The 26,671-nt window shown below is 56.0% G+C and carries 25 protein-coding genes; 8 read left to right on the forward strand and 17 right to left on the reverse strand.

What is annotated here, in order from left to right; translation table 11 throughout:
- Positions 1–5: 5 nt before the first annotated feature.
- The 5 genes from apaG to ELY38_RS04700 all read right to left on the reverse strand — a co-directional run bounded on the left by apaG (position 6) and on the right by ELY38_RS04700 (position 5,855).
- Positions 6–383, reverse strand: coding sequence for a Co2+/Mg2+ efflux protein ApaG (gene apaG / locus ELY38_RS04680; RefSeq protein ID WP_127060338.1), 378 nt, complete (start codon positions 381–383; stop codon positions 6–8).
- Entirely contained in the window at positions 380–1,210 is an 831-nt protein-coding gene (rsmA, locus tag ELY38_RS04685; RefSeq protein ID WP_127060339.1) for a 16S rRNA (adenine(1518)-N(6)/adenine(1519)-N(6))-dimethyltransferase RsmA, read from the reverse strand. The genes apaG and rsmA overlap by 4 nt, the downstream gene beginning before the upstream one ends.
- An 84-nt stretch (positions 1,211–1,294) precedes the next feature.
- Positions 1,295–2,347: a 4-hydroxythreonine-4-phosphate dehydrogenase PdxA gene (pdxA, locus tag ELY38_RS04690; RefSeq protein WP_127060340.1), complete on the reverse strand. Its 1,053-nt coding sequence runs from the start codon at positions 2,345–2,347 to the stop codon at positions 1,295–1,297.
- Positions 2,347–3,372, reverse strand: coding sequence for a peptidylprolyl isomerase (locus tag ELY38_RS04695; protein WP_127060341.1), 1,026 nt, complete (start codon positions 3,370–3,372; stop codon positions 2,347–2,349). The genes pdxA and ELY38_RS04695 overlap by 1 nt, the downstream gene beginning before the upstream one ends.
- A 35-nt stretch (positions 3,373–3,407) precedes the next feature.
- Positions 3,408–5,855, reverse strand: coding sequence for an LPS-assembly protein LptD (locus ELY38_RS04700; protein WP_127060342.1), 2,448 nt, complete (start codon positions 5,853–5,855; stop codon positions 3,408–3,410).
- Between the two features lie 70 nt (positions 5,856–5,925).
- On the opposite strand from ELY38_RS04700, the gene ELY38_RS04705 reads away from it, so the two are divergent.
- The 4 genes from ELY38_RS04705 (at position 5,926) to speD (ending at position 9,104) form a co-directional block, all read left to right on the forward strand.
- Positions 5,926–6,933 (forward strand): aminoglycoside phosphotransferase family protein, encoded by a 1,008-nt coding sequence (locus tag ELY38_RS04705; RefSeq protein ID WP_127060343.1) that lies wholly within the window; start codon positions 5,926–5,928, stop codon positions 6,931–6,933.
- Positions 6,930–7,643 carry an N-acetylmuramate alpha-1-phosphate uridylyltransferase MurU gene (murU, locus tag ELY38_RS04710; RefSeq protein ID WP_127060344.1) on the forward strand — a complete coding sequence of 238 codons (714 nt, stop codon included), beginning with the start codon at positions 6,930–6,932 and terminating at the stop codon, positions 7,641–7,643. The genes ELY38_RS04705 and murU overlap by 4 nt, the downstream gene beginning before the upstream one ends.
- Positions 7,644–7,653: 10 nt before the next feature.
- Complete coding sequence (locus ELY38_RS04715; RefSeq protein ID WP_127060345.1) at positions 7,654–8,073, forward strand: OsmC family protein; 420 nt, start codon at positions 7,654–7,656, stop codon at positions 8,071–8,073.
- Positions 8,074–8,309: 236 nt separating this feature from the next.
- Positions 8,310–9,104: an adenosylmethionine decarboxylase gene (gene speD / locus ELY38_RS04720; RefSeq protein WP_127060346.1), complete on the forward strand. Its 795-nt coding sequence runs from the start codon at positions 8,310–8,312 to the stop codon at positions 9,102–9,104.
- 74 nt (positions 9,105–9,178) lie between these two features.
- Here the strand turns inward: speD and lpxL are convergent, their stop codons facing one another.
- The 12 genes from lpxL to ELY38_RS04780 all read right to left on the reverse strand — a co-directional run bounded on the left by lpxL (position 9,179) and on the right by ELY38_RS04780 (position 19,879).
- Positions 9,179–10,093 carry an LpxL/LpxP family Kdo(2)-lipid IV(A) lauroyl/palmitoleoyl acyltransferase gene (lpxL, locus tag ELY38_RS04725; RefSeq protein ID WP_127060347.1) on the reverse strand — a complete coding sequence of 305 codons (915 nt, stop codon included), beginning with the start codon at positions 10,091–10,093 and terminating at the stop codon, positions 9,179–9,181.
- Positions 10,094–10,102: 9 nt separating this feature from the next.
- Positions 10,103–11,203 carry an alanine racemase gene (alr, locus tag ELY38_RS04730; protein ID WP_127060348.1) on the reverse strand — a complete coding sequence of 367 codons (1,101 nt, stop codon included), beginning with the start codon at positions 11,201–11,203 and terminating at the stop codon, positions 10,103–10,105.
- Between the two features lie 110 nt (positions 11,204–11,313).
- Positions 11,314–12,288 carry an RNA polymerase sigma factor RpoS gene (gene rpoS / locus ELY38_RS04735; RefSeq protein WP_127060349.1) on the reverse strand — a complete coding sequence of 325 codons (975 nt, stop codon included), beginning with the start codon at positions 12,286–12,288 and terminating at the stop codon, positions 11,314–11,316.
- 216 nt (positions 12,289–12,504) lie between these two features.
- The gene (locus ELY38_RS04740) at positions 12,505–13,617 is read right to left on the reverse strand and encodes a peptidoglycan DD-metalloendopeptidase family protein (RefSeq protein WP_127060350.1); all 1,113 of its coding nucleotides are present in this window, start codon (positions 13,615–13,617) and stop codon (positions 12,505–12,507) included.
- An 18-nt stretch (positions 13,618–13,635) separates the two neighbouring features.
- Positions 13,636–14,553, reverse strand: coding sequence for a DUF368 domain-containing protein (locus tag ELY38_RS04745; protein WP_422822311.1), 918 nt, complete (start codon positions 14,551–14,553; stop codon positions 13,636–13,638).
- Positions 14,554–14,591: 38 nt separating this feature from the next.
- On the reverse strand, positions 14,592–15,269 hold the full coding sequence (locus tag ELY38_RS04750) for a protein-L-isoaspartate(D-aspartate) O-methyltransferase (protein WP_127060352.1): 678 nt from the start codon (positions 15,267–15,269) through the stop codon (positions 14,592–14,594).
- Positions 15,256–16,002, reverse strand: coding sequence for a 5'/3'-nucleotidase SurE (gene surE / locus ELY38_RS04755; protein WP_127060353.1), 747 nt, complete (start codon positions 16,000–16,002; stop codon positions 15,256–15,258). Before surE ends, ELY38_RS04750 begins: the two co-directional genes overlap by 14 nt.
- A gap of 36 nt (positions 16,003–16,038) precedes the next feature.
- On the reverse strand, positions 16,039–17,079 hold the full coding sequence (gene truD, locus ELY38_RS04760; RefSeq protein WP_127060354.1) for a tRNA pseudouridine(13) synthase TruD: 1,041 nt from the start codon (positions 17,077–17,079) through the stop codon (positions 16,039–16,041).
- Positions 17,072–17,560: a 2-C-methyl-D-erythritol 2,4-cyclodiphosphate synthase gene (gene ispF, locus ELY38_RS04765; protein ID WP_127060355.1), complete on the reverse strand. Its 489-nt coding sequence runs from the start codon at positions 17,558–17,560 to the stop codon at positions 17,072–17,074. Before ispF ends, truD begins: the two co-directional genes overlap by 8 nt.
- 8 nt (positions 17,561–17,568) lie before the next feature.
- The gene (gene ispD, locus ELY38_RS04770; RefSeq protein ID WP_127060356.1) at positions 17,569–18,288 is read right to left on the reverse strand and encodes a 2-C-methyl-D-erythritol 4-phosphate cytidylyltransferase; all 720 of its coding nucleotides are present in this window, start codon (positions 18,286–18,288) and stop codon (positions 17,569–17,571) included.
- Entirely contained in the window at positions 18,285–18,638 is a 354-nt protein-coding gene (ftsB, locus tag ELY38_RS04775) for a cell division protein FtsB (protein ID WP_127060357.1), read from the reverse strand. The genes ispD and ftsB overlap by 4 nt, the downstream gene beginning before the upstream one ends.
- Positions 18,639–18,718: 80 nt before the next feature.
- On the reverse strand, positions 18,719–19,879 hold the full coding sequence (locus ELY38_RS04780) for a GNAT family N-acetyltransferase (protein WP_127060358.1): 1,161 nt from the start codon (positions 19,877–19,879) through the stop codon (positions 18,719–18,721).
- A gap of 135 nt (positions 19,880–20,014) precedes the next feature.
- Here ELY38_RS04780 and ELY38_RS04785 point away from each other — a divergent pair, with 135 nt between their 5' ends.
- From ELY38_RS04785 to ELY38_RS04800, 4 genes are all read left to right on the forward strand, one after another.
- Positions 20,015–21,370 carry an aldehyde dehydrogenase family protein gene (locus ELY38_RS04785; protein ID WP_127060359.1) on the forward strand — a complete coding sequence of 452 codons (1,356 nt, stop codon included), beginning with the start codon at positions 20,015–20,017 and terminating at the stop codon, positions 21,368–21,370.
- A gap of 64 nt (positions 21,371–21,434) precedes the next feature.
- On the forward strand, positions 21,435–24,047 hold the full coding sequence (locus ELY38_RS04790; RefSeq protein ID WP_127060360.1) for a GAF domain-containing protein: 2,613 nt from the start codon (positions 21,435–21,437) through the stop codon (positions 24,045–24,047).
- Positions 24,044–25,807: an EAL domain-containing response regulator gene (locus ELY38_RS04795; protein ID WP_127060361.1), complete on the forward strand. Its 1,764-nt coding sequence runs from the start codon at positions 24,044–24,046 to the stop codon at positions 25,805–25,807. Before ELY38_RS04790 ends, ELY38_RS04795 begins: the two co-directional genes overlap by 4 nt.
- Positions 25,807–26,670, forward strand: coding sequence for a MurR/RpiR family transcriptional regulator (locus tag ELY38_RS04800; protein WP_127060362.1), 864 nt, complete (start codon positions 25,807–25,809; stop codon positions 26,668–26,670). The genes ELY38_RS04795 and ELY38_RS04800 overlap by 1 nt, the downstream gene beginning before the upstream one ends.
- The last annotated feature ends 1 nt before the right edge of the window (position 26,671 follow it).

Genomic DNA, 26,671 nt, shown 5'->3' on the forward strand with positions numbered 1-26,671 from the left:
CGTGCTCAATGCAACTGGCACGGCACGGCTAATCGAAAAGGCGTCACCGGCACTTCAAATGCACGCTGGCTATAGGTGTTCAGCAGCGTATAGGCGCCTTCCATCACCCCCACGGGCGTTTGCAGAATAGCGCGACTGGTATAACGAAAGCGCTGGCCGGGGCCGATCAGCGGCTGTTGGCCAACGACCCCTTTACCACGTACTTCCTGGCTATCACCGCTGCCCTGAGTGATTTTCCAGTAGCGAGCCATTAGCTGAACGCTATGCGGGCTCTGGTTATGCACCGTTATGGTGTAGCTAAAGACATAGCGCGACTCCGCATCGCTAGACTCTGACGCTCGGTATTCAGGCGACACGCTGACTTCAATGGCTAAACCACTCACCCTTTGTCACTCCCTTCGGCGCCTGCCGCATCATCCACCGCAACCTGGTTGGCAATGGCCACATACTCTGCAACCGTCAACGTTTGCGGACGGCGAGTCGGGTCGATCCCCAAGGTCTCAAGCGTCTCAGGACTAACGCGACCTTTAAAGTTATTGCGCAGGGTTTTGCGCCGCTGACCAAAGGCCAGTTTCACCAGCTCAAACAGAAGCACCGGATCGTCTGCAACATGGGGCAAGGTGGTGTGGGGGGTCAGGCGCACAATGGCAGAATCCACTTTGGGACGCGGCACAAACGCCTCAGGCGGCACGATAAATAGCTGGTCAACCTGGCAGTAGTACTGGGCCATCACCGATAACCGCCCCCAATCAGTGCCACCTGGTTGAGCCGCCAGTCGCTCCACTACCTCTTTTTGCAGCATGAAATGCATATCAGCAACGGCGTTACCCGCGGTCAGCAGATGCACAATCAACGGCGTTGAAATGTTATAGGGCAGGTTGCCCACCACGCGCAGCGCCGGGCCATCACCTTTCAGGGCCGCGAAATCAAACTTAAGCGCGTCCCCTTCATGAATAACGAATTCAGGGTAGTTGAAAAACTGCACCCGCAAGCCAGGAATCAGGTCGCGGTCCAGCTCAATCACCTCCAGCGCTCCGGCCGCCTCCAGCAAGGGCCCGGTTAATGCCCCCTGGCCTGGTCCGATTTCAACGAGACGATCCCCTTCCCGCGGCCCAATGGAACGGACAATACGCGAGATAATTCCCAAATCGCGGAGAAAGTTTTGACCGAAGCGTTTGCGAGCACGGTGCTGCTGGGGCACTTGAGACATCTAACAGGGTTCCTTGGAGGTTTTTTCAATCTTGGAGCATGTAAGGCGAGTGGAGCGAACATTATAGGACTAGGTATACAAAACCTAGCAGGCGGCACTGGCCCGCTGATTGGCAAGACGGCGAGCCAGAGACAGGGCAACGTTTAGGCTGCCGGGATCCGCCACGCCCTTGCCCGCCAGATCAATCGCGGTGCCATGATCTACCGAGGTACGCACAAGCGGCAAGCCCAGCGTGATATTAGCCGCCTGGCCAAAACCTGCATACTTGAGCACCGCAAGCCCCTGATCATGATACATCGCCAGCACCGCATCCACACCCGCCAAGTGGCGCGGCGTAAAAAGCGTATCGGCGGGCAACGGCCCCTGGATATCTATTCCTTCGGCGCGCAGCGCATCAAGAGCTGGCGCAATGACCTCAAGCTCTTCGCGGCCAAGATGGCCATCTTCACCGGCATGGGGGTTTAAACCACATACCGCAATACGGGGTGAGGCAATACTAAACTGACGCGTCAGGTCGGCGGCCAATAGACGACTAATATGCGTTACCCGTTCAAAGGTAATGGCATCGGCGACCTGGCGTAGCGGCAGATGCGTGGTCACCAGCGCAACACGTAGATCACCACTTCCCTGCCAATGGGGCGCACGGGTATGAAGCGCAGCATCCGTTACCAGCATCATTACCACATCATTTACGCCGCAGGCGTCGCGCAGCCACTCGGTATGTCCGGTAAAATCGGGATAGCCGCCTTCAATAATCACGCCCTTATGCAGCGGCGCCGTCACGATGGCGGCTGCCTGCCCGGCCTGGCAGGCATTAACCGCAAGCTTAAGCGTTGCCAGCACATAGCCTGCGTTGGCCGGGTTAAGCACGCCGGGCACGGCAGGCTCCTTGAGCGCGACCGGCCATACCGGAAGCTCGCCCGCCACTGCCTTGACCTCTTGACCCGGCAGGGTTTCCAGCAGTGTTACTGCAAGGCCGAGTGCTTCGGCCCGCTGGCGCAGCATATCAACATCGCCAATCGCCACCGCCTGCTCAGGTAGCTGCCCTTGGGCCGCCAGCATCAACACCAGTTCTGGACCGATACCGGCGGGTTCGCCAGTGGTTATCAGCAGTGGTAGGTCGGCACTTGATGTCATTAGAGGCGGATATCCACAAAGGCTTCCGAACGAATTTCCTGCTGCCAAGTTTGCAGCTCTTCATTGGCGCGGCGTTGGAAGATAGCCTGACGTATCTGCTCACGACGGCTCTCTTCGGTCACGTTCTGACGTCGGCGCTCTTCCACTTCGATTACGTGATAGCCAAACTGCGAGCGCACCGGCTCAGAGATCTGATTGACGCTCAGTGACTGCATGGCTTCTTCAAAGGCTGGCACGGTCTGCCCGGGGCGCACCCAACCAAGCTCGCCGCCGTTAAGGGCGCTGCCACGGTCATCGCTGAACTCACGCGCCACGGAGGCAAAGTCAGCGCCTTGCTGCAAACGCTGGCGCGCCTGTTGGGCACGCGCCCGGGCCTGGTCTTCGCTGCGCGTGGGGTTGAGCTCTACCAGAATATGACGGGCGCGAATCTCTTCAACAAATGATTGGTCGCCATTCTGGCTCCCCTGCTGGTCCAGAACGCGCTGAACGTCACGGTCGCTTACTGAAACGCGTTGGCTTACCTGGCGTTGCTGTACCTGGCGCATCAGCATTTCACGACGAATATCTTCGCGCACATCAGCAAGCGTCATGCCGTCACTTTCCACCGCATCCGCGAACTGTTCCAGAGTCATGTTGTTGGATTCAGCGATGGTACGCAGCTGGCGGTTAAGCTCGGTATCATCAATGGTTAGGTTGGCGCGACGCGCCAGCTGCAGCTGGACCTCGTCCATTACCATGCGCTCAAGCACCTGGGCCTCAAGCGTTGCACGCGGCGGCAGCGAGCCACCCTGCGCTTGAGCCTGCTGCTCTATCTGCGCCATGCGGTCATTAAGTTCGCTGCGCATGATGACGTTGTCGTTGACCACGGCCACAACGCTATCGATGGGCTGACGCTGGGTAGACGCATAGTCTTGCGCTTGGGATACCAGCGGAGTCACAAAAGCGCCCGCACCAATGCAAAGGGCCATTACACCCGTGGCCGACACTTTTCTTGCCTGGGCTAGCAGCGTATTTCTGGTCTTCATAAAAGGTCTCTTTCAGTCGCCATTCAACAACGTCATTACAGGGGAGTAGGACGATAGCCAGGAATGGTCCGTTCAAAATAGCTGTCGGCCTGCTGGCCAATGCCACCTAAGCCACGGAATACAAAACGTAAAAACAGCCCGCGATCACTGAAGTCATCTCCAATGCGCGCCGTGTCGTTATCATCTACCCACTCACGCCAAACAAGCTGCACGCCATAGCAGCAGTCGTTCCACTGCAACCCGGCCAATTGCTCAAGCGAACGGTCGTTGGTTTGATCGTGCAGATAACGGCCAATCAAATCAATCCTGGGACTGGCTTTCCAGGCAAACGACAGATCCCACTCTTCGCGGCTGTAGTTACGAAAGCTGTCATCGCCTGGCACCACGTCAGGATCAAACCCTTCGATCTCCCAACGGTAGCCAAGGTTCACTACATGGCCTTCCGGATGCCGATAACGCAGGTCAACGCTTGTCCGTTCGGTCTGCTCGCGGTGGTCATCGTATAGCCACTCGTAGCCGGTACTCCAGCGATCATTGATCTGCCAGTCTAATCGGGTAACAAGAGGCGAGCGGTCACGCGTGGCCTGGTAATAGCGCTGCGGGTTAACGTTAGGGTCCTCTTCGGGCCTTGCAGGTAGTGTGTCCGGATCCCCTTCACTATCAATACGCCGCTCGGCAAAATAGACGCTTTGACCTACGCCAAACGTCAAGCGCTCCCGCCCGTTGCTGTCTTCAATCAGGCGTGACTCTACGCCCAGCGACACGCGGTTAAGATCGCCCACCCGGTCAGCACCGGAAAAGCGGTGGGGCGACCACAGCTGTTCCCAGGAAAAGGCGCGCTCGCGGCTATCGAAGTCGGGCAGTTGCGTCTGGTTGGTACGCGGTACGTAGGCGTAGTTAAGGCGAGGCTCCAGGGTTTGCCGGTAATCCCGATTGCCAAGCTCCAGCTCGCGTTCAAACACCAAACCGCTATCCACCGATGTCACCGCGACGCTACGCGTTGGCGAAGTGCCACGATCAGTTTCCCGCTCGCCGTAATCAAGCTCATAGGCGGTATACCAAAGCTCGGTACGCGGCTCGATATACCCCCAGGACTCCTCTCCACGCCAGCCAAGCGCTGGAGTCAAGTGCAGTCGGCTACCTGTCGCGGCTTCTCGTTCCGGCACTCGCCGCTCATCGACATCACGCCAGAAGTAGGTTGCGTTGGAGCGCCATTCACTATAGAGCCCGTGGCCTAGCTGCCAGTTGGAGTTCGCGGTCAGGCTGGGCAGGCGATAAAATGGCTTGTCGGTATCGTTAAGCGGGTCTTCAAGACGCTGAAAACCTTGCGCCCGCGCATCAAGCTGCCAGCGCTCACCCTGGTAGTCCACTTGAGCAAGCCGCTCCATGCTGACACGGTCGCTGTTGCCAAACTCGGCGCCGAAATCATCAAAATAGCGCCCGTCGCTAGCAGCACCATAGCGAAGGCTGTAATTGCTGCGGCTGTTAACCCGGCCAGCATGCTGGGCATCAATGTACCAGCGATCCTCGCCTGTAAAACGATTGTCGTTGTTGGCGCCGCCGTCATCGCTGCTCAGGTAACCACCTTCCACGGTGCCCGCGCTCTCTTCAAACAGGTAGCGGTACTCACCGTTTAGCAGCAACCCGCGATCTGACATCCAGCGCGGCGTAATTGTGGCGTCGTGATTGGGCGCGATATTCCAATAAAACGGCTGGGCGTAATCAAATCCATCTGATGAGAACCCGATGGCAGGAGACAGCAAGCCTGTATGGCGCTGGTCATCAATGGGAAAGCGCAACCATGGCCAGTAAAAGATAGGCACGTCTTTTACCTGTAAACGGGCGTGGCGTGCGGTGCCAAACCCCGACTCCTGATTAAGCCGTATATCACTGCTAACCAGTTGCCAGGTGTTAGCGCCAGGGTCACAGGTCGTGAAGGTAGCATCATGCAAGCGATACCGCGCCTCGCCTATTTGCTCAAGCTGGCTTGCCTGGCCACGCAAATGCTCTTCATACAACACATAATGACTATTGCGGATAGTGGCCCGGTCTTCGTTGAGCATTAGCGTGGCGTTGTCCCCACGCAGCAGAGCCTGACCGTCGCGTAGCACCAAATTGCCCTCGGCATCGACCTGCTGACGATCGGCGGGCAAAAAAATTCGCTCGGCCTCAAGCTCGGTATTCCCACGCCGCAATACCACATCACCCCGTAAAAGCGCTTCACCGTCAGCGGCGTAATCCGCTTCCTGGGTCTCAACTGATAGGGTTTCGGGATTCTGCTCTTCAGGCAGCCGGTAGCCGGGCATGACATATCGCCCGCGGCATAATTGTTGCGGTGCTTCGCTCTGCCCCCAGGGCTGCCAATCAAGTGCCTCGGGAGGCAGCGTTTGATCCTGAGCCACTGCCGTGAACGAGGCCCCAGCAAGCAAACTGCCCATCAGCGTATGCGCAACCGGTACGGTGCGCGTAAATCGCTTGCCCATGTTCGTTATCCTTGGCATCCAGAATAGGTATTATACAGCCCGCATGATGCCCGACCAGCAAGGAGCTTGCATGTCCTCTTTACGGATTGATGCCCTCACCCGATGGGCCGCTGAACAACATCGCCTGAATCAGGCCGATATCATCCTCTCCCCGGCAGGCGGCGACGCCAGCTTTCGGCGTTATTTTCGTTTAATGCTTCCAGACGGCCACACGCAAATCGTGATGGATGCCCCACCCGCCCAGGAGGACTCTTCCTCATTTGTTGCTATCGGCAACCGCTGGTACGCAGCCGGCTTACCTGTACCCAAGATCCATGCCGCCAATCTGGAGGACGGCTTTTTACTGCTCGATGACCTGGGCAGCACGCCCCTGCAGGACCGGTTCATCGATGAAGCCTCAGTGGTCAGCTACCACGAAAAAGCGCTGGCCCTGATTGCCGAGTTGCAAAACCGGGCAAGCCCGGCGGCGCTGCCTGGCTATGATGCACCGTTACTTACTCGTGAGCTCGACCTTTTTCCTGAATGGTGCCTGAGCCAGTGGCTGGCGATACCCGCCCCCAAAAGCTGGGAGGCACTTCGCGCAGCGCTTGTTCAGTCAGCGCTCACTCAGCCTACAGTAAGCGTACACCGTGATTTTGATGCCATGAACCTCATGGTTGATCATGAGCAGCTTTATATGATCGACTTTCAGGACGCCGTGGCGGGCCCCATCAGCTACGACGTTATTTCTCTGTTGCGTGGCCGCTACTGGCGGTTTAGCAATGAGCAGTTTACCCATCTTGCCGCCACTTTTCATGATCAGGCGCGCCGCGATGGGCGGTTATCGGCCGCGCTCCCCTTTGATGCTTTTATCACCCAGTGTCATGCCATGGCAGCCCAGCGTTCGCTCAAGGTGCTGGGGATTTTCTGCCGCCTGACCCTACGCGACCAAAAGCAGGGCTATCTGGAGCGCCTGCCGCACTTTCTGGACCACCTCGACGATAGTCTGGCCGCCCTGCCTGAACATGCAGACTTTGCAAAATGGGTGAGTACCACCCTGCGCCCAGTCATCGTTCGACGTCTGGAGGATACCCCATGAAAGCGATGATTCTGGCCGCTGGGCTAGGCAAGAGGATGCGCCCTTTAACCGATCACTGCCCAAAACCGTTACTGCCCGTCGCGGGCAAGCCCATGATTGTGCATCACCTCAATCGGCTTGCGCGTGCTGGCATTAGCGAGGTGGTAATTAATGTAAGCTACCGCGCTGAGCAAATTGTCGAGGCACTTGGCGATGGCAGCACGTATGGTCTACACATTCACTATAGTCACGAGCCGACGCCACTTGAAACGGGGGGCGGCATTCAAAAAGCCCTTCCCATGTTAGGCGAGCAGCCCTTTCTGCTGGTCAATGGCGACGTCTGGAGCGATTACCTGCCAGTTCCCACCCTGCTGAAAGGCAACGACCTGGCGCACTTGGTACTTGTAAATAACCCCAGACACCACCCGGAAGGCGACTTTGCCTTGAATCAGAACCGGGTAAGCACGCAAGGTACGCCGCGGCTTACTTATGCCGGGGTAGGTATCCTTCATCCGGCCCTATTCGCCGGCAAGTCCGCAGGCGCCTTTGCCCTGGCACCGCTTCTCAAACAGGCCATGGGCATGCAGCGCGTGAGCGGTGAGCACTTTACCGGCCACTGGGTGGATGTAGGGACACCAGAGCGCCTGACGACGCTCGAGAGTTTGCTAACCCACGGCGCTAATCACAAAGAAATGTTATGCTGCGCGACTTACCTGTCGTCGCCTAGTTAAGGAGAGCCACGTGAAAGCAAGGGTAAAATGGACGGATGGTCGTCAATTTATCGCCGAGTCGGGTAGCGGGCACAGCGTTGTGATCGACGGCCCGCCCGATCATGGCGGTCGTAATACCGGGCCTCGCCCCATGGAAATGTTGCTCATGGGCATGGGTAGCTGTACGGCGTTTGATATCCTGAACATTCTGGATAAAGCGCGCGCGGATGTCACCGACTGTGTCGCTGAACTGGATGCACAACGCGCTGACAAAGTGCCTGCGGTATTTACCAAGATTCACGTGCACTTTGTGGTGACAGGCCGGGCATTGAAAGAGAAGCAGGTCGCGCGTGCTGTGGAACTGTCTGCAGAAAAATACTGCAGTGCGTCCATCATGCTCGTAAAAGGCGGCGTTGAGATCACGCATTCCTTTGAGATTATAGAGGCTTGAGACGAAGCGACAGCATCCTGCGCTCACTCTTGTGGCCTGTTGCACACCGCTGCATAAAAAAATGCCCTGCCGGGATGCATACCCTGCCCCGGACGGGCATAATACGCCTCCTTGCATTATCCCCTACTGTCCTGCCCGCGCTTTTAAAAAGCGAGCATCGCGCATGGCAGTAGGTTCTTTTCGGTTCCGACGCTGGCTCGTCGGGGTATCTTCATCTGCCATAGGGAGGTTCGGACATGTCAGATAATCTCCGACTCCACGGGTTCAATAACCTGACCAGCTCGCTGAGCTTTAATATTTACGACATCTGCTACGCCAAAACCGAAGAGCAGCGTACCGCTTATATCGACTATATCGATGAGCTTTACAATGCCGAGCGGTTGACGCAAATTTTAAAGGATGTCACCAATATTATCGGCGCGCATGTGCTGAATATTGCCCGTCAAGATTATGAACCTCACGGGGCTAGTGTCACCATTCTCATTGCTGAACATGAGCTTGATGATGCCAATCCTGAGAAAACGGAGCCAGGTCCTGGTCCGCTGCCTGAAACCGTGGTTGCTCATCTGGATAAGAGCCATGTCACCGTACATAGCTACCCGGAATCGCATCCTGACAACGGCATCAGTACTTTCCGTCTGGATATTGACGTGTCAACGTGCGGTCACATCAGCCCGTTGAAAGCGCTGAACTACCTGATCCACAGCTTTGATTCTGACATCGTCACCATGGATTACCGCGTGCGCGGCTTTACACGTGATGTGGACGGCAAAAAACTGTTCATCGATCACGATATTGCCTCGATCCAGGATTATCTGGCGGAAGATACCAAGCAGGCATATCAGATGATGGATGTAAACGTGTATCAGGACAACATGTTCCATACCAAGATGCTGCTTAAGGATTTTGAGCTCGACAACTACCTGTTCGGCACGTCGCGTCGCGATATCACGTTTGAAGAAGCGCGCGATATCGAAAGCCGTCTGCGTAAGGAAATGCTGGAAATCTTCTATTCGCGCAATTTGGATTGACGAAAGCGCTATTCAAGCTAAAAGCAGTTCTTAAAAAGCCGGCTAATTTGCCGGCTTTTTTTGTTGCTAAATAGTTAATAGAACCCGCTTTCACCTTCAGGGCGGGTTTTAAAGCGCCGGTGTAGCCAAAGATACTGCTCGGGATGCTTGCGAATGGCACGCTCAATAAATTGATTAATCCGAGAGGCATCATCAATCTCATCGCCACTAGGGAAGTTTTCAAACGCTGGCAGGCACTCGATGGTATAGGTGCGGTTATCCGGGTTGCGGTGAAACATCAGCGGCACGACCGGCGCCCCGGTCATTCGCGCAATCTTGGCGGTCAGGCGAATAGTGGCGGCCTGTTGGCCAAATAGCGGCGCAAACACGCTGACATCGCGACCAAAGTCCTGATCGGGCGAGTACCAGACAATATGCCCGGCCTTAATACGTCGCACTACGCCCCGCAAGTCATGCCGGTCAATCGCCTGGCCAAAAATGCGTGAGCGGGCACGCGTCATGAAGCGCTCGAAAAGTGGATTATTGTGCGGGCGATAGACCACGTCTGCAGGAAAGAATAGAGAATGCAGTGCACCGCCCAGATCAAGCGTTGAGAAATGAATCCCTACCACCAGCACACCCTTGCCCTGCGCCTTGGCATGGGCCAAATGCTCCTGGCCATGGTACGCCACCCGATGGCGAAATCCTTCGGCGCTGCGACACCAGCCGGTGGCGGTTTCAACCAGGCCGATACCGTTGGCGATAAAGGTATCTTTCACCAACTTGTACTGCTCATCAGCGTTTTTTTCAGGGAAGCAGAGTGCCAGATTCGTGGCGGTAATATGGCGCCGACGCTTGGCAAACCGCCATGCAAGCAGGCCCATCATCTTGCCTACCCAGAGCTTTAACCCCCAGGGCAGCCAGGCCGCCACATACATGGCGCCAATGGCAAGCCAGGTGCCCCAATAGCGCGGATGAGCAAAGGAACGTGGATAACGTGTTTTTGACATGCCTACCACCTAAACTGTGGGCGCTTGATAGTGCCGGGGTACGCGTGGCAATACGCCGGTTAACAAGGTGTAGCTAATGGTGTCGCAATAGCGTGCCACTTCATCGACCGGCAGCACAGCACCATTGCTGGCAGCTCCCCAAAGCACCACCTCACTGCCAATAGCAGCGCTCTGGATATCGGTCACATCGACCGTCAGCATATCCATCGATACCTTGCCAGCGATGGCGCAGCGCTGCCCATTGACCAGCACCGGTGTGCCATCCACCGCGTGGCGGTCATAACCATCACCATAGCCTGCGGCGATTACCGCAATACGTGAACGGCGCTTGGCGCGCCAACGCCCGCCGTAACCGACCGGCTCGCCTTCGCTTAGCTCGCGCAGAGCAATAATTTCCGAGCGCAGGCTCATCACCGGACGTAACTGACGGGTAGTGTCATTGGCTACTTCCAGCGGGTCGCTTCCATACAGCATCACACCTGGGCGGTTCCAATCGCCATGGGCGTCAGGCCAGGCGAGCGTGGCGGGAGAGTTGGCCAGGCAAAGCGGCGCATCCAGTGTCTTGGCCAGCGCCTGCAATACTTGCATTTGCTGCGTAAAGTAACGCCCATCGCTGGCATCAGCAGTGGCGAAGTGGCTCATTAAATGCAATGCAGCGACTTGGGGGGCGTTTACAAGGCGTTGCCAAACAGCGGGCGCCTCTTTTACATCAAATCCCAGCCGATGCATGCCCGAATCAACCTTCAGCCATACCGGAATCGGCTGCTGAGGTGAAAAGGCCAGCAGCGCGTCTACCTGCCATGCGCTATGCACAGCCACCCACAGTTGGTGACGATCCACCAGCGGCAGCTCATCGGCGCTGAATATGCCTTCCAGCAGCACAATCGGCTTGGTGATACCGCCTTCACGCAAGGCGAGCGCCTCTTCGATACAGGCAACGCCAAACGCGGGCGCCAGGCTTTCAAGCGCCTGAGCACACGCCACGGCACCGTGGCCATAAGCATTGGCCTTGATCACCGCTAATGAGCGGCTTTGCGGTGCACATTGGCACGCCAACTGATAGTTGTGACGCAGCGCGTCTAAATCGATATGGGCCACTAGGGGGCGCATCACATCTCTCGCTTATCGGTAATAAATCAGCAATATTGCTTACCCTAACAGCAACGCACCGAGCATAAACTCGGTGCGTTGAGGTCGTGCTGGTGGGTCGATCGTGTTGGCTAGCTTTCGAAAATAGCCTCAAGCGACAGGCCCTGCTTCTCAAGGGATCGCCGCAGTTTCTTTAATGCTTCTACCTGGATTTGACGCACCCGTTCACGCGTCAGGCCAATTTCTGCCCCCACTTCTTCAAGAGTGGCAGCTTCGTGACCACGCAACCCAAAGCGGCGCACGACCACTTCACGCTGCTTGTCACTCAGCTCATCCAGCCAGAGATCAACGTGCTCACGCACGTCGCCATCCACCAGGCAACCTTCAGGACCTTGCACCTCATCATCGGTCAGGGTATCGATCAGTGGCTTATCGCTCTCACCGCCCATCGGGTAATCGACCGAGGAGACGCGCTCATTTAAGCCCAGCATTTTCTTGACCGTATCAACCGGCTTGTCGAGATGATCGGCAATCTCTTCGGCGGTTGCTTCGTGGTCAAGCTTCTGGGTCAGCTCACGCGCGGCACGTAGATAAATATTAAGTTCTTTAACGACATGAATCGGCAGACGAATGGTGCGCGTCTGGTTCATCAGGGCGCGCTCAATGGTCTGGCGAATCCACCACGTCGCGTAGGTTGAAAAGCGAAACCCACGCTCAGGATCGAACTTTTCAACCGCACGAATAAGCCCCAAATTGCCCTCTTCGATCAGATCCAGCAGCGTTAGTCCCCGGTTAAGGTAGCGCCGTGCAATCTTGACCACCAAACGCAGGTTGGACTCGATCATTCGCGAACGACCAAGCGGGTCTCCCTTACGCGCCAAGCGGCCGTAATAAACTTCTTCCTCAGGCGTTAGTAGTGGCGAAAATCCTATTTCGTTGAGGTAAATTTGCGTGGCATCCAGGCTCTGGGTCGATTGTCGATCCTCGCGCCCTAATGCTTTTTCAAAGGCATCCTCTTCCACTGCAGTATCATCATCAGCGCTATCCAACGCTTCTTCGGCAGCATCCAGGTCAACCTCCTGTAGATCCTTCTCCAGCATACTCATGGTCTTACCCCCGTAGTATCGCCTGCCCGCCTTTCTAAAAGAATAAAGGTAGCCACACCCAATGTGCGCTGTACCGTTATTAGTGCGTTGCACCGTTATTGTTATTGGCTTGAACCCGCTATTTAACCGCTGATTCAAGAAATCTTGCTACTATTTTTTGTCGCGTAGTGCCTTTCCCGTGTCGCATAGTGCCTTTTGTCTAGCAGTGTCGTCTAGTTAGCGTTTGGGTAGAAAGGTCAAGGGATCCTGAGGCTGCCCATCGCGGCGCACCTCAAAATGCAGCCTGACAGTTTCTGCATCACTATTACCCATGGTGGCAATGACTTCACCCGCTTCGACAACATCGTTCTCACTCACGTTTAAACTGTCGTTGTGAGCATAAGCACTCAAGAACTGATCATTGTGCTTGAGAAGGATGAGGTTACCATAGCCACGCACACCACTACCGGCATAAACAACGATACCAGGGCCAGCCGCTTTAACAGGTTGACCTTTTTGCCCAGCGATATCAATCCCTGCGGTAATCGAGTCGCCCTCTCCAAACTTGCCAGTCACCTGCCCATCGGTAGGCCACTGCCAGTCGATTGTATCGGCAGGCGTGAACGTGCGCGACGAACGGTCTGTTTGAGCAGGCGCTTCGGCAGCTGGCGTCTCGGTCTGCACAACAGTTTGTTCCGCGGGCTCCTGGGCAGGCTGGACCGCTGGCTCTGGCTTGGGCTCTGGCTTGGGCTCTGGCTTGGACTCTGCCGCGGGCGCCGGTGCAGGCGTGCTTACCTCGGCAACCACGGCTTCAGCGGTGGGCTCCTCAGCCGGACGGCTGTTAGAAGCCACTTCCTGAGCGCTGGCTACTGCTTGGCTACTGGCTCGCTCGCTTGCCTGACGCTCACCACTGAGCCGCTGGCTACGCTCAATCGCGGATTCATCAGGCAGCAGCCAATCAAGCTCCTGATCATTGCTTGCTACAGCAGTTGCCCCGGGGTTTAGCCCGGTAGCCACCACGCCGCGGGATTCAGTGCGGGCATTATTCTGAGGCGAAGCATTCGGAGATGACGAATCGGTGGCCGCCCCCGCACGCAGGGTAATCGTTTGCCCGGGTTGGATCTGATACGGCGCACCAATATTGTTCATTGCTGCCAGCTGGCGGTAATCCAGATTATGTTGCCAGGCAATACCATAAAGTGTATCGCCCGCCTTCACCGTATATTGGGGTGAATTTTCCACCGCGCGGCGTGCTTCGCTCAAATCACGTATTTGTGGGGTGTTGTGCTGCTGATTGGCACACCCGCTAACTGCCAACACCAACGCTGACATTATGAAGATTTTACGCATGCAAGCCCTACTCCTTTTTCAGCGCTGAGCGGTATCGGTTGAATGAGTCGTTGTCTTTGTGTCTGCCCGGCGGTTCAGCAACACCACCAGCAGTGCACCGACAGCCATCAGGCCTACCACACCAATAACCTGCGCTGGCGCACCGGTCAACATTGCATAGTCATCAGGCAATAAATAGTGATAAGCCAGGGGAATCATCTGCCCATCCGGGCCAATCTGATAGCGTAAAAGCTCTCGCCATGGCCAGAGAACCGGCAATGAACCGACAATGAATCCCAATAGCAGCTGCAACGTGAAGCCATGATGGCGTTTTAGCAGCCAGGATAACAGCCGTGAAAACAATGCCAGTCCAATCACACAGCCCATTCCAAACAGCATGATAATAGAGATATCGAAGCCGCGAATAGCCCCCATAATCGTGCCGTAGAGTCCCATGGTGAGCAACAGGAAACTGCCCGATACACCCGGTAGCAGCATGGCACTAATCGCAATAGCGCCTGCTAGCACAATAACCAGCGAATCATTGCCGATCATCAGGATGAGAGGCATTAAGCTGGGCAGCAGCCGGGCGAGTAGTAGCCCTACCAGCAGAGGGATGATGTACCATACCCGCCAGCGCTGGCCGGCCTGCCCCACCACTAAAGCAGAGGCTGCCACTAGACCAAAGAAAAACCCATCAAGCAGCAGCGGGTGTGCTTCCATCAACCATAGCGCCAGGTGCGCAACGCTCACCAGGCTGATCGCAATACCTGCAAGCAAAGGGATCAGAAAAGCCAGGTTCAAATGCTGGAACAAGGCCCGCCATCCGCCGCGACACAGCGCTACCAAAGCGCCTGGGCCAAACTGCTTGATGGTATCAATCAACTCTTCATAAATGCCGGTTATAAACGCAATGGTGCCGCCCGAAACTCCAGGCACGGCATCCGCGGCGCCCATGCCTGCGCCTTTTAAAAATAGATTCAAGGATTTATGCTTCAATCCACTACTCCTTGCAATAGAGGTACAAAACGAACGCGCTCAAGCTGGCGCTTTTCAAAAGCGCCGCCAATACGCTTTATCTGAGTAAGCCATTGACTGCCATCAGGTTCTTCAAGGGGGGCAATCAAGACCCCATCGTGGGTCAATTGCTCAAGCAAAGCTTCCGGCAGCGTCTGGGCGCAGGCGGTCAACAAAATAACATCAAACGGGGCGGCCGTTGGCCAGCCTTCCCCACCGTCGGCAACGGCAAGCGTCGCCTCGGCTTCCAGGCGCCACAAACGTTCCCTTGCCCGCTCATGCAGGGCATAAATACGCTCGATGGAGTAAAGCTCTTTCACCAGACGCGATAAAATCAGCGTTTGATAGCCAGAGCCCGTGCCTACTTCCAGTATCCGACGCGGGGCAGCACGCACCACAAGTTCAGTCATTCGCGCAACGGTAAGTGGTTGAGAAAGCGTTTGACCAAACCCGATGGGCAACGCGGTATCTTCATAGGCACGGTGCGCCAAGGCCTCATCTACAAACAGGTGTCTGGGTTCGTTAGCCATCACCTCCAATACATCCGGGTGGCGAATACCCTGTTTAATGAGACGGTCGATCATACGGTCTCGCGTCCTCTGGGAGGTCATCCCTCGCCCGCGCCGCTCAATCGGTGAAAGCTCAGGCAAAGGCATCCAACCAGTCCTGCACATCGCTACGCGCCGGGTGGCGCGTCAGATCCGTTTGCAATGGCGTTATCGACACATAGCCTGCTGCAATGGCCGCAAAATCAGTATCTTCGCCATCATCAGCATTCGCCGCCACCGGGGCAATCCAGTAACGTGTACGCCCACGCGGGTCTTCAACGGGTAGCGGCTTCTCAGCCGGTCCACGATAGCCAAGCCGGGTGACTTTAACACCTTTAACAGCCTCCCACGGCACATCAGGTACATTGACGTTTAACAACGTTCTAGGCGGCAGGGAAAGCTGGTCGGCTGCGCCAATCAGGCTTGCCGCTACTTTAGCGGCGGTCTCAAAATGGCGCTCGCCACAGAGCGACATCGCAATTGCCGTCATGCCTAGATTGCGTCCCTCCATAGCGGCGGCCACTGTGCCTGAATAAAGCACGTCATCGCCGAGATTGCTGCCATGGTTGATCCCCGAAATCACTAAGTCTGGGCGTTCATCCCAGATGCCGTTAACGCCCAGATAAACGCAGTCGGCGGGAGTGCCGTCCACGCTATAAAAGCCGTTATCCAGCGCGGTTAATGACAGCGGCCGCGATAGCGTCAATGAATTACTGGCGCCGCTACGGTCGCGATCCGGAGCCACAACGCGCAGATTGGCATGTGCCTCAAGGGCGTCATGCAGTGCTTTAAGCCCAGGGGCATAGACACCGTCGTCGTTGGAAAGCAGCAGTCGCCGCATGAATGCCTCCTTGTTAATCAGCGCAGCCTGAGTTGCTTACGCCATGTCCGGGTGTCGAATCAATTCACCAATCACGGCAGTGGCAAAGCTGCCTCGGGGTAGCGCAAACGAGAGTAGCACGGCATCTGCCTCCCAGGTGAGCTGAGGCATCGTCAATCGCATGCGTAGTGCTCTGCGTGCCCGTTTTACAGCGCTTTTCTCTAGCCCTTCACAGAGTGCTGGATGCTGGCGAGCCAGCTGCGTTTCATAAGCGCCTGCCTCACCCTGCGCGCCATCGCCCACACCCCAGAGTACGCCCGTTGGATGAACGTCCAGCTCCGCTGCGCGAGCCACCAAGCCTTCATCCACTATATCGATACCAAATACACTCTGCGTACCATCGAGCATCAGTATGTCCCCGGCGATTGGCTGGTTCCAGGTACCATCCGCTAGTCGCGCGCTTAACAGCTCGTTGAATAAAAAGCTGCGGGCGGTTGAAAGCATCATTCCCTGGCGGTCATCACGCTTACGCCACCCGCGAGCCAGCAGCGCTTCGGCGCGCTGTAAATTGCGCCCGTCGGGGCCAAAGCGCTGGGGACCAAAATAGTTGGGCACGCCCTGCTCGCACAGCGCCTGCCAGCGTCGCACAAAGTCATCGGCCTGAACGGCTTCACCGCTTAACCGTAGTGTAAAAGCGTTGGTGCGATGCACACCCCGCTTTAATTTACGCGGGTGGCGGACCTTTTCCAGAACCTTGATGCCTAGCGCATCCAATAAGGTTTCCAGCTCATCAGGCGCCTCCCTACCCGGCAGATGGACACTTAACCACTGGCGGGTAACTGCAATACGGTCTTTCATGCCCGAGTAGCCAATATCCCGCAGCGTCACCCCGCAAATCCGGCTGATGCTTTTCACCATCTCCAGCGTGGTTTGGTTGCGCTTTTCCAGCCGCAACCAGAGATGCTCACCATGGGCTTCCGGGGTGAAATCAAGCTGCTCGTCCACCAGAAAATCTTCCGGCTTGGCGCGGTACTGACCCGGCTTGGGTGGCCCAAATGCGGCATCCAAACTGCGTGACCACTGGGGTAACTTACTCATCTCTTGCCTCGAGCCGTGCAAGTAGCACCACGGCTTCCGCAGCAATGCCTTCACCACGCCCGGTAAACCCTAACTGCTCGGTCGTGGTCGCTTTAACGTTTACCTGGCCAAGCGCCACGCCTAACGTATCAGCAATGGTATGGCGCATTGCCTCAATATGCGGCGCCATTTTAGGTGCTTGCGCCATGATAGTGGCATCCAGATTGACGACTCCCAGTCCTTCGGCCTGCACCAGCCCTACCACATGGCGTAGCAGCGCGCGGCTGTCCGCCCCTTTCCATTCGAGGTCGGTATCGGGAAAGTGGTGACCGATATCGCCCAGCGCGCAGGCGCCCAAGAGCGCATCGCTAATGGCGTGGAGCAACACATCGCCATCAGAATGGGCGACAAAACCTTGCGGAAACGGCAGTTTGACACCGCCGATCATCAAGTGGTCGCCGGGGCCGAAACGGTGTACGTCAAATCCATGGCCAATGCGCATTATCACTCCTAAATAAGCTGAATGTTTTGTGCTGATAAAATTGCAGCGGCCAGAGCGAGGTCATCCGGGTGAGTCACTTTTAAATTATCACGCCGCCCGCTGACCAACAGCGGCTGCTCGCCCAGCGCCTCTACCGCAGACGCCTCATCGGTCACCACGCGCTGATAATGGCGTGCGCTTTCCAGCGCCTGACGCAGCAGGGCGTAGCGAAACCCCTGAGGCGTTAATGCATGCCAGAGCCCCTCGCGAGGCTCTGTTCGGGCGCTTTGCTGCTCGGTGTTGGCCCGTTTCATGGTATCCGCCACCGGCATCGCCAAAAGCGCACCTGCCATGTGGCTGGCTGCTGCTTGATAAAGCGCGTGCAGATCATCAGGTGTAATACAGGGACGCGCCACATCGTGCACCATGACGATGTCAGCCTCCTGTGCTGGTATGGCATGCAGCGCATTCAAGACACTGTCCATACGCTCTTTACCACCAGTGACGCGCTGCCAGCGGGTAAAGGGCACCCATTCAGGCTGAAACCAACGGTCATCACTGTCCAGGCAGAGCACCAGTGTAGCCTCGGGAAACGCCTGATACAGCCGCGCCAGGGTGTGGGCCATGATCGGCTGCCCGGCAAGCGTCAGGTACTGCTTGGGTTTATCGGCACCCATACGGCGCCCCTGCCCAGCGGCAGGCACTACCAGCCAAAGCGCGCTATCGCCGTTTAGCGTAAATTCACTCATGGGGTCGGTCGCTCGCGACCCAGGCTTGGCTGGGTGACCAGGCCGGCATTGATCCCCAGTAGCTCTGTTGCAATGGCAACTCCCGGGACCCAGAAAAACTGCTCGTCGCTTCGCACCATGCCCATATCACTACGGGCGCGCTCTTCAATAGCATCAAGACCCGTTTTAAGATCAGTGACCTCAGCGGCCAGGCGGGCATTGCGCTCACGCATGGGAAGATTGTCGGCTTCCTGAGCGGCAACGCGCTGCTCAACTACCTGCAGATCACGCCAGCCGCCGTTGCCTAGCCACAGCGTATACTGGAGCAAGCCCAGCACGGCAACCAGTGCAACCACCAGCCATTTGTGCATCACCAATCTCCTGAGGATAAGGTAAATAGGGGTGCCGCCACCCGCCGTAACGGCGCGCATTATGCCATCATGGCGCAGCATCAGCGAGCCACAGATGACTTGAAGGGTAGCGCCTGCTGGGCAGCTTCTCGATAGGCCTTGATATGCGCGCCCTCTTCCTGGCAAAACTGTGCCACACCAGCGGCCAGCCCAGGATGCGCCATATAGTGCAGCGAGCGCACCCGCTGCGGTGCAAACCCGCGCACCAGCTTGTGCTCCCCCTGGGTACCAGGATCAAACAGCGTAAGCCCCTTTTCCAGGCAGTACTCGATGCCCTGGTAGTAACAGGCTTCAAAATGCAGGCAGTCAGCGACCACCTCACTTCCCCAATAACGTCCATACAGCGACTGATCACCGCGAAAGTAGAGCGCTGAGGCGACCGGCACTCCACCCAATTGAGCCTGTACCAGCATCAGCGCCTCTGGCATGGTGTTGCGCAAACGCTCAAAAAAGTCCTGATTCAGGTAGGGTGAGCGGCCACGCTCAAAATACGTCATCGAGTAGCAGCGATAGAAGTGCGCCAGCGCACCCTGCGTAATATCATGCCCTTCAAGGCGTTTAATGCTCACGCCCTGGTCAGCTACCAGGCGACGCTCGCGCTTGATCATCTTGCGCCGTTTGGAGGTAAGGCTTGCCAGAAAGCCATCAAAGCTGCCAAAACCTGCATCCTGCCACTGAAACTGAACGCCTTCTCGGGCGATTAACTCAGGAAACTGCGCCTGCCAAGCGTCGACATCGCGCTCATTGGCAAACAGCAGGTGCCAGCTTGAGAGCGATGCCTGGTCAGATGCCTGCCAGGCCGCCGCCAGTTCAGTGCGAACAGCACTGTGAGGGCACTGGTCAGCGATCAGGGTGCGCACCCCAGGCACAGGAGTAAACGGCACGGCGCTGAGCAATTTGGGGTAATAAGCGCCACCAGCGCGTTCAAACGCCTCGGCCCACCCCCAGTCAAACACATACTCCCCATAGGAGTGGTGTTTGCGGTACATTGGCAGTGCCCCAACCAGCTGGCTGCCCTGCCAAACGCAGGCATGGCAAGGCTCCCAGCCTGTGTCATGACTGACCGAGCCGCTCGCTTCAAGGGCATGCAGGAATGCATGGCGTAAAAACGGCTGGTCGCGCCCGACCAGGGCGTCCCACTGACTCGCCTCGATGTCTTCCATGGCGATTAACGTAGAGTGTCTTAGTGAGCACACAGACATGGTATCTCCCAGAGAGCAAAGCGATGGCACCCGGTTGCCTGCTGCTACTTTATCATTAATACACGCGGGTTAACGTAACGCGAACCCGCCATTATTATCCTGACGAATACGTGAAACGAACGGCAAGGAGAGGCTATGAAGCACGTTCTAACCGACAGTTTTAACGCTCAGCGGCACGCTGTCGATCAAACGCCTTTTCCACCCTTGAGTGTCAGGCGCTCCCGTCTGCTGCGCTTGGCGCACATGACCAGACGCCATCAGCACGAAATCGTCCGCGCGATTCAAGCAGATTTTGGCCACCGCAGCGAAGTGGAAATCCGCCTGGCAGAAATCAATGCCGTGCTTCAGGCGGTCCGCCACGCTCGCCTCCATGTTTGGCACTGGATGCGCCCCTGGCGAGTGGGGGTGCCTTGGCGGCTATTACCCGCCCGGGCGCGCATCGCCCCCCAGCCATTAGGTATTGTCGGCGTTATTTCACCCTGGAACTACCCATGGAGCCTGGCGCTGATGCCTATCATCGACGCCTTTGCCGCAGGCAATGTGGTGATGCTAAAGCCTAGCGAGCTTTCCCCCCAGACAAGTGCCCTTCTTGCACGCTTGGCGGCGCAATACTTCACGCCAGACGAGCTGTTAGTCGTTGAGGGCGATGCCCGCGTTGCTCAGGCCTTTAGCAGCTTGCCGTTTGATCACTTGATATTTACCGGCTCGACCAGTGTCGGGCGCTTGGTCGCAAGAGCAGCTGCGGCTAATCTTACTCCGGTCACGCTTGAACTAGGCGGCAAGTCTCCAGCGCTGGTGGCAGGAGATACTGACATGGACAAAGCAGCCGCGGCGATTATCTTCGGCAAGGCGTTCAATGGCGGGCAAACATGCCTGGCGCCTGATTATGTTCTGGTAGAGAGCCGTTATCTGGATCGGCTGGTTAGCGCTTTGAACCGCGCAGCACTTAAGCAGCGGCCAGACAGCCGAGAGGCAACCGACCCGATCAACAACGACCATCGCCAGCGCGTTGAGAGCATGCTCGAAGAAGCCCGTGATCACGGCTGTCGGGTTATCGACCACGGCAGCTACGCGCCGGCATTGGTAATTGACCCTACTCAGAAACTGCGCATTATGCGCGAGGAGATTTTCGGCCGCTGTTTGCCGATTATCAGCGTCAAGCATATGGAGGCGGCTATCGAATTCATCAACGCACGCCCTCACGCGCTGGCGGTATATGCATTTACTGACAATAAGGCACTACAGTCACGCTTACTTCACGCGACGCGCTCTGGCGCTCTGGTGTTTAATGACACATTGCTGCACCACGCCGTACCCGCGTTGCCATTTGGCGGCATTGGTGAAAGCGGTATGGGCGCCTACCATGGGCGTACGGGCTTTGATCGCTTTAGTCATCTGCGCAGCCTGTTTTATCAAGCTAAACATGCCCCTAGCCGAGTGCTACAGCCGCCCTACCGGCGCTGGCTGTTAAAATTACTTAGGCTTGGCTAAAGCTTACCCACTAATGACCGATAATTAGATAAGTTAATATACTTATTTTTCATTTGGAAACCCGATGCAAGCCGCTGACAAGCCTCATAACGAAGCACAACGCCTCGCGGCATTGTATGCTCTGAACATTCTAGATACCCCACTTGAAAAATCGTTTGATCGTATTACCCAGCTGGCACGTGAAATTTTCGACGTTCCCATTGCCCTTGTCTCGCTGGTAGACAAGGATCGCCAATGGTTTAAATCTCGCCAAGGCCTGAATGCCTGCGAAACCTCTCGCAGCGTCTCCTTTTGCGCTCACGCTGTTACTCAAAACGCTCCTTTAATTGTTGAAGATACCCAAAAGGATGCGCGCTTTAACGCCAATCCGCTCGTTAACGACGGTCCGTTTATCCGCTTCTATGCAGGACACCCCCTACGCTTAGAAGACGATCTGCCGATTGGCACGCTCTGCATTATTGATCAGCAGCCACGGAGCTTCTCAGCTCGCGAGCAGCGTATACTTAAAGGGCTTGCCCAACAGGTTGAAGAACTGCTGCGCCAGCACACGCTAAAAGAGTCGCTCACCAGTACGGCTCGGCGTTTTGAAGCGCTTTTTACTCAAAGTGCTACTGGCAAGGTACGTATCGACCGCTCCGGTAACATCATTGCCATTAACCCCTTTGCCCTTCAGCTTTTGGGCTACACCGAAGCCGAACTTATTGGAAAGAATGTTTCCATACTCACACCGCCAAATATTGCAGTGCGCCATAATGCCTTTATCGCCCGCTATCTGGCCGGTGGTGAACCCACCGTAATCGGGCGCGGCCGGGAAGTAGATGCGCAGCACAAAGACGGGCACTGTGTTCCAGTACATCTTGCCATCAGCGCTATACCCAATGACCAAGGGGAAGTAGTTGAGTTTTTAGGCACTTTGACGAATTTAAGTGATATCCATGCGGCCAACGAGCGCATTCATAAAGAGCAAAGCCTGCTTAAGGTGCTACATCAAGGAATAACGGACTATCAGGCATTGATGTCTGGTGAACGCTTATGGACCTTCTTGATGGAGGCGCTACGCGAGCTAACCGACAGCGATTATGCATTGATTGGAGAGGTATTGCCTTCTACCACTACTAATACACTTAAAGTCCACGCTATTACCGATCTCTCCTGGAACGATGAATCGCGTTACTTGATGGAGCGCCTGCGCAGTGGCGACATGAAGCTGACGAACCCCAATTCGCTGCTGGGTCGGGTATTTGCTTTTGGCGAAGTCGTCATGACCGGCGACGTACTCACCCACCCCCAGCGCGGCGGTTTTCCTCCGGGACATCCTCGTATAGACAACTACCTCGGCGTACCGATTTTCAATGGCGAACAGCTGATCGGCATGTATGCAATTGCCAACAGCAAGCAGCCCCTGAATCAAACGTTGCTGGACTGGCTACAACCGTTTACCGCCACCTGCGCCCTGCTGATCAACCTTTACCGTCAAATGGCCGAACGCGAGCAGGTAATGACCGAGCTGGGCGCTGCTCGTGACCAAGCAGAAAAGGCCAACAAGTCCAAAAGCGAGTTTCTCTCTTCGATGAGCCACGAGCTGCGAACGCCGCTTAACGCCATTATCGGATTTGCACAGCTGCTCGGCAAAGGGCGCCGGGAGCCGTTGAGCAACAAGCAGCAGCGCCAAGTCAACCAGATTGAAAAAAGTGGCCAACACTTGCTGTGCCTGATTAACGAGATACTTGATCTGGCTAGAATAGAAGCAGGCCAAATGGCTCTTTCCATTGAACCACTGCGGCTTGAGAATGTGCTGGACGATGCCTGCCAGACGTTAGAAGCCAATATGGAAGCAGCGGGCATTGAGCTGGTCCGCACGCCCTCATCAACTCCTTGGCATGTAGCCGCTGACTATACACGCACCAAGCAGGTGCTTTTAAACCTGCTTTCCAACGCCATTAAATACAATAGTCCGAAGGGCAAAATCATCATTTGCGCCGAGCAACAGGGCAGCGAAATACGCATTAACATCACTGACACCGGTTTTGGGATCGCGCCTGAACGCCACCATGAATTGTTTGAACCCTTTAACCGTCTGGATGCGGAATATGGTGCCGTCGAAGGAACCGGGATAGGTTTGGCGATTACGCGCCAGCTAATTGAGCGCATGAACGGCCAAATTGGTGTTGATAGCAAACCAGGCCAAGGCGCCACGTTCTGGTTTACCCTGCCAATGGCCGATATGGAAGAAGTCTCCAACGCGCGTCATGGGTCAGACAGCGTCAGTTTTGACTTTGATAATCAACGCGTTTTCAACTTGCTATACATTGAAGACAATCCCGCCAATCAGCGGCTTATGGAAGATATCATCGAGGATATCGATGAACTTAGGCTGCTGATTGCACCCAGCGCTGAAACCGGCCTGGAGATGATGCGCCATTCGGTGCCTGATGCGATCCTGATGGATATTCACTTACCCGGCATGAACGGTTTCCAGGCGCTGGATATCATTCAAAAAGATGCGCAACTGCGCGGCATTTATATCATTGCCCTGTCTGCCAATGCCATGGAGCGGGATATAAAACATGGCCTTGCAGCGGGCTTTGACGCCTATCTTACCAAGCCGCTGGATATTGACAGACTCACCGCCACACTGACCAAATTTATCAATTTAGCGCCGAGGAAATCGCCATGAATCTAGCCAGTAAGCATGTGCTAGTGGTGGACGACAATGCAGCCAATGTAGAGCTGCTTATGGACCTTTTGGCTGATCACGGTTTTACCCATGTGTACGGTATTAGCGACCCACGCCAAGTCCTTGCCCAATGCGCAAAGCAGAAGCCAGACTTGCTGCTGCTGGATATTCGCATGCCCTTCCTGGATGGCTACGCCATTATCGATCAGTTGCAGCAACATTTTTTGCACCAGATGCCGCCGACCATTGTGCTAACCGCTCAAATTGATGATGAGACACGCCATCGCGCACTTAACATGGGCGTGCGCGACTTTATCACCAAGCCTTTCCTTCACGAAGAGGTACTGCAGCGTATTCATAATACGCTGCGCCTTGAGCACCGCTACCAGGTGCGCGACCAGCAGGCTGAAACGCTAGAGCGCATGGTGGCCAAACGCACCCAGCAGTTGAATCACCAGTCACGTACCGACCCCATTACCCAACTCCCCAATCGCCGTGGCCTGATGCAAACCCTGCGTGAAGCATCAATTGGAAATTCAGCCACAGGGCTTCTGTTTATTGCCCTTGACCACTTGGATGAAGCGGTCCGCCTGCATGGGTATGGCATTACCGATCAGCTCGTCAGGCATATCAGTCAAACGCTTTACTCACAGCTGGATAGCGGTAGCGTCCTTGGTCTGTGGGGCGGAAGCGAGCTTCTAGCTATTACCCAATGTACCGACCAGCCGACACTGGAACGACTGGCCGCACAGTTACTAGGCTCTTTTGAACAGGATCAGGTGCTGGGCGATCTTCTAATCCCCTTGAACGCACGTATCGGCATTAGCTGGACCACAGAATTCTTTAATATAGAACGCCTTGTACATATGGCGGCGTTGGCACTGCCGCAAAAAAATTGCCCCCAACGCATCCAGAGCTACAACGCAACGCTGGAGGCTCAGCAACGCCACCGGCTTAATGTGCAACAGGCTATTCGCGGCGCCACCCAGCGTGGTGAGATGTCGCTGGTATTTCAGCCTAAAATATCCCTGACTACGCAAGAAATTATTGGCGCAGAAGCTCTCCTACGCTGGCACCACCCAGAGCTTGGCCATATCTCACCGGGCGACTTCATTCCGCTTGCTGAAGCCAGTGGAGATATTCTAGCCATTGGCGACTGGGTACTTGAAGAAACCATGCGGCATATCGTGGCATGGCGGCGGCAGGGAGTACTCAACGACCGCTTTCACGTTGCGGTGAACGTGGCTGCACGTCAGCTAACGCGAAAGGATTTTGCCCAGAAACTGCTTGGCCGCTTGGCAGCCTATGGAATTCCCGAACGTTTTTTCGCCTTGGAGGTGACCGAATCAGGGTTGCTGAGCGATATGCAAAATGCACGCATCCAGCTGGCCCAGCTTGCCAAGATGAACGTGGCGGTGGCCATTGATGACTTTGGAACCGGGCATTCATCGCTCGCTTATATACAAACACTGCCTTTTTCGACGCTCAAGATTGATCGCGCGTTTGTAATGGATATCGACAAAAGCCCTGTTGACCGTCAGCTTGCCAACATGATTACCCAACTAGCGCATGCCGTAGGTTGCGACGTCGTAGCGGAAGGAATCGAGACCGCTTCCCAAGCGGCCTATCTACATTCTATTGGTTGCGAAGCCGCACAAGGTTACTATTATGCCCGACCACTGCCTGCCGATGACTTTGTGGCATGGTGTAATAACAGGGCATCGACGCCTCCCCCACTAACGGCCATGGAGCTTGTTTAATGGCGCATGACTTGCTTGACCGCTTACGTGAACGCCTGGAAGAGTTGAATCGCTCCGAGCGCAAAGTCGCTAACGTGATTTTAAGCGACCCGGCAGCGGCTACCAGCTTAAGCATTGCAAGCCTAGCCCAGGCGGCCTCGGTCAGTGAGCCCACCGTCAACCGGTTTTGCCGCAACTTTGGCGCCAAGGGTTATCCTGATTTCAAAATCAAGCTTGCTCAAAGCCTGGCGGGTGGAACACCTTACGTCACCCGTGCGGTGGAACCGGGCGATACGGCCACCCAGTATACGCACAAAATTTTTGGCGCCACTATTGCCGCACTTGATGAAGCACAACGCGATATCGACATGGCCGCCGTTGAACGCATGGTGGACTACCTTACCCAGGCCAAACAGATCCACTTTTTTGGCCTAGGCGCGTCAGGGGCCGTGGCCCAGGATGCCCAACACAAGTTTTTCCGCTTCAACCTTCCGGTGATGGCATACATTGATGTGCTGATGCAGCGCATGGTGGCTGCTGCCTGCCATACCGGAGATGTGGTCGTGATCATTTCCTACACCGGGCGCACCCGCGAGCTGGTAGATATCGCACGGGTCGCCCGCGAGGCAGGCGCCGTAGTGCTGGGGATTACCGCCCCCGCCTCACCGCTCGCCAATGAATGCAGCGCCACACTTGACGTCGCCACTCCAGAAGATACCGACCACTATATGCCGATGACCTCTAGAGTGATTCAGCTCACCTTGATAGATGCCTTGGCGACTGGGGTCACGCTGCGCCGCGGGGAGGACTTTTTGCCACACCTGAAAAAGATCAAGGACAGCCTGCGGGACACCCGGTTTCCTCTAGACGCCCCCGGCCAATAAC

Origin of the sequence: Vreelandella nanhaiensis (genome assembly GCF_003990185.1) — a bacterium.
GTDB classification, from domain to species: domain Bacteria; phylum Pseudomonadota; class Gammaproteobacteria; order Pseudomonadales; family Halomonadaceae; genus Vreelandella; species Vreelandella nanhaiensis.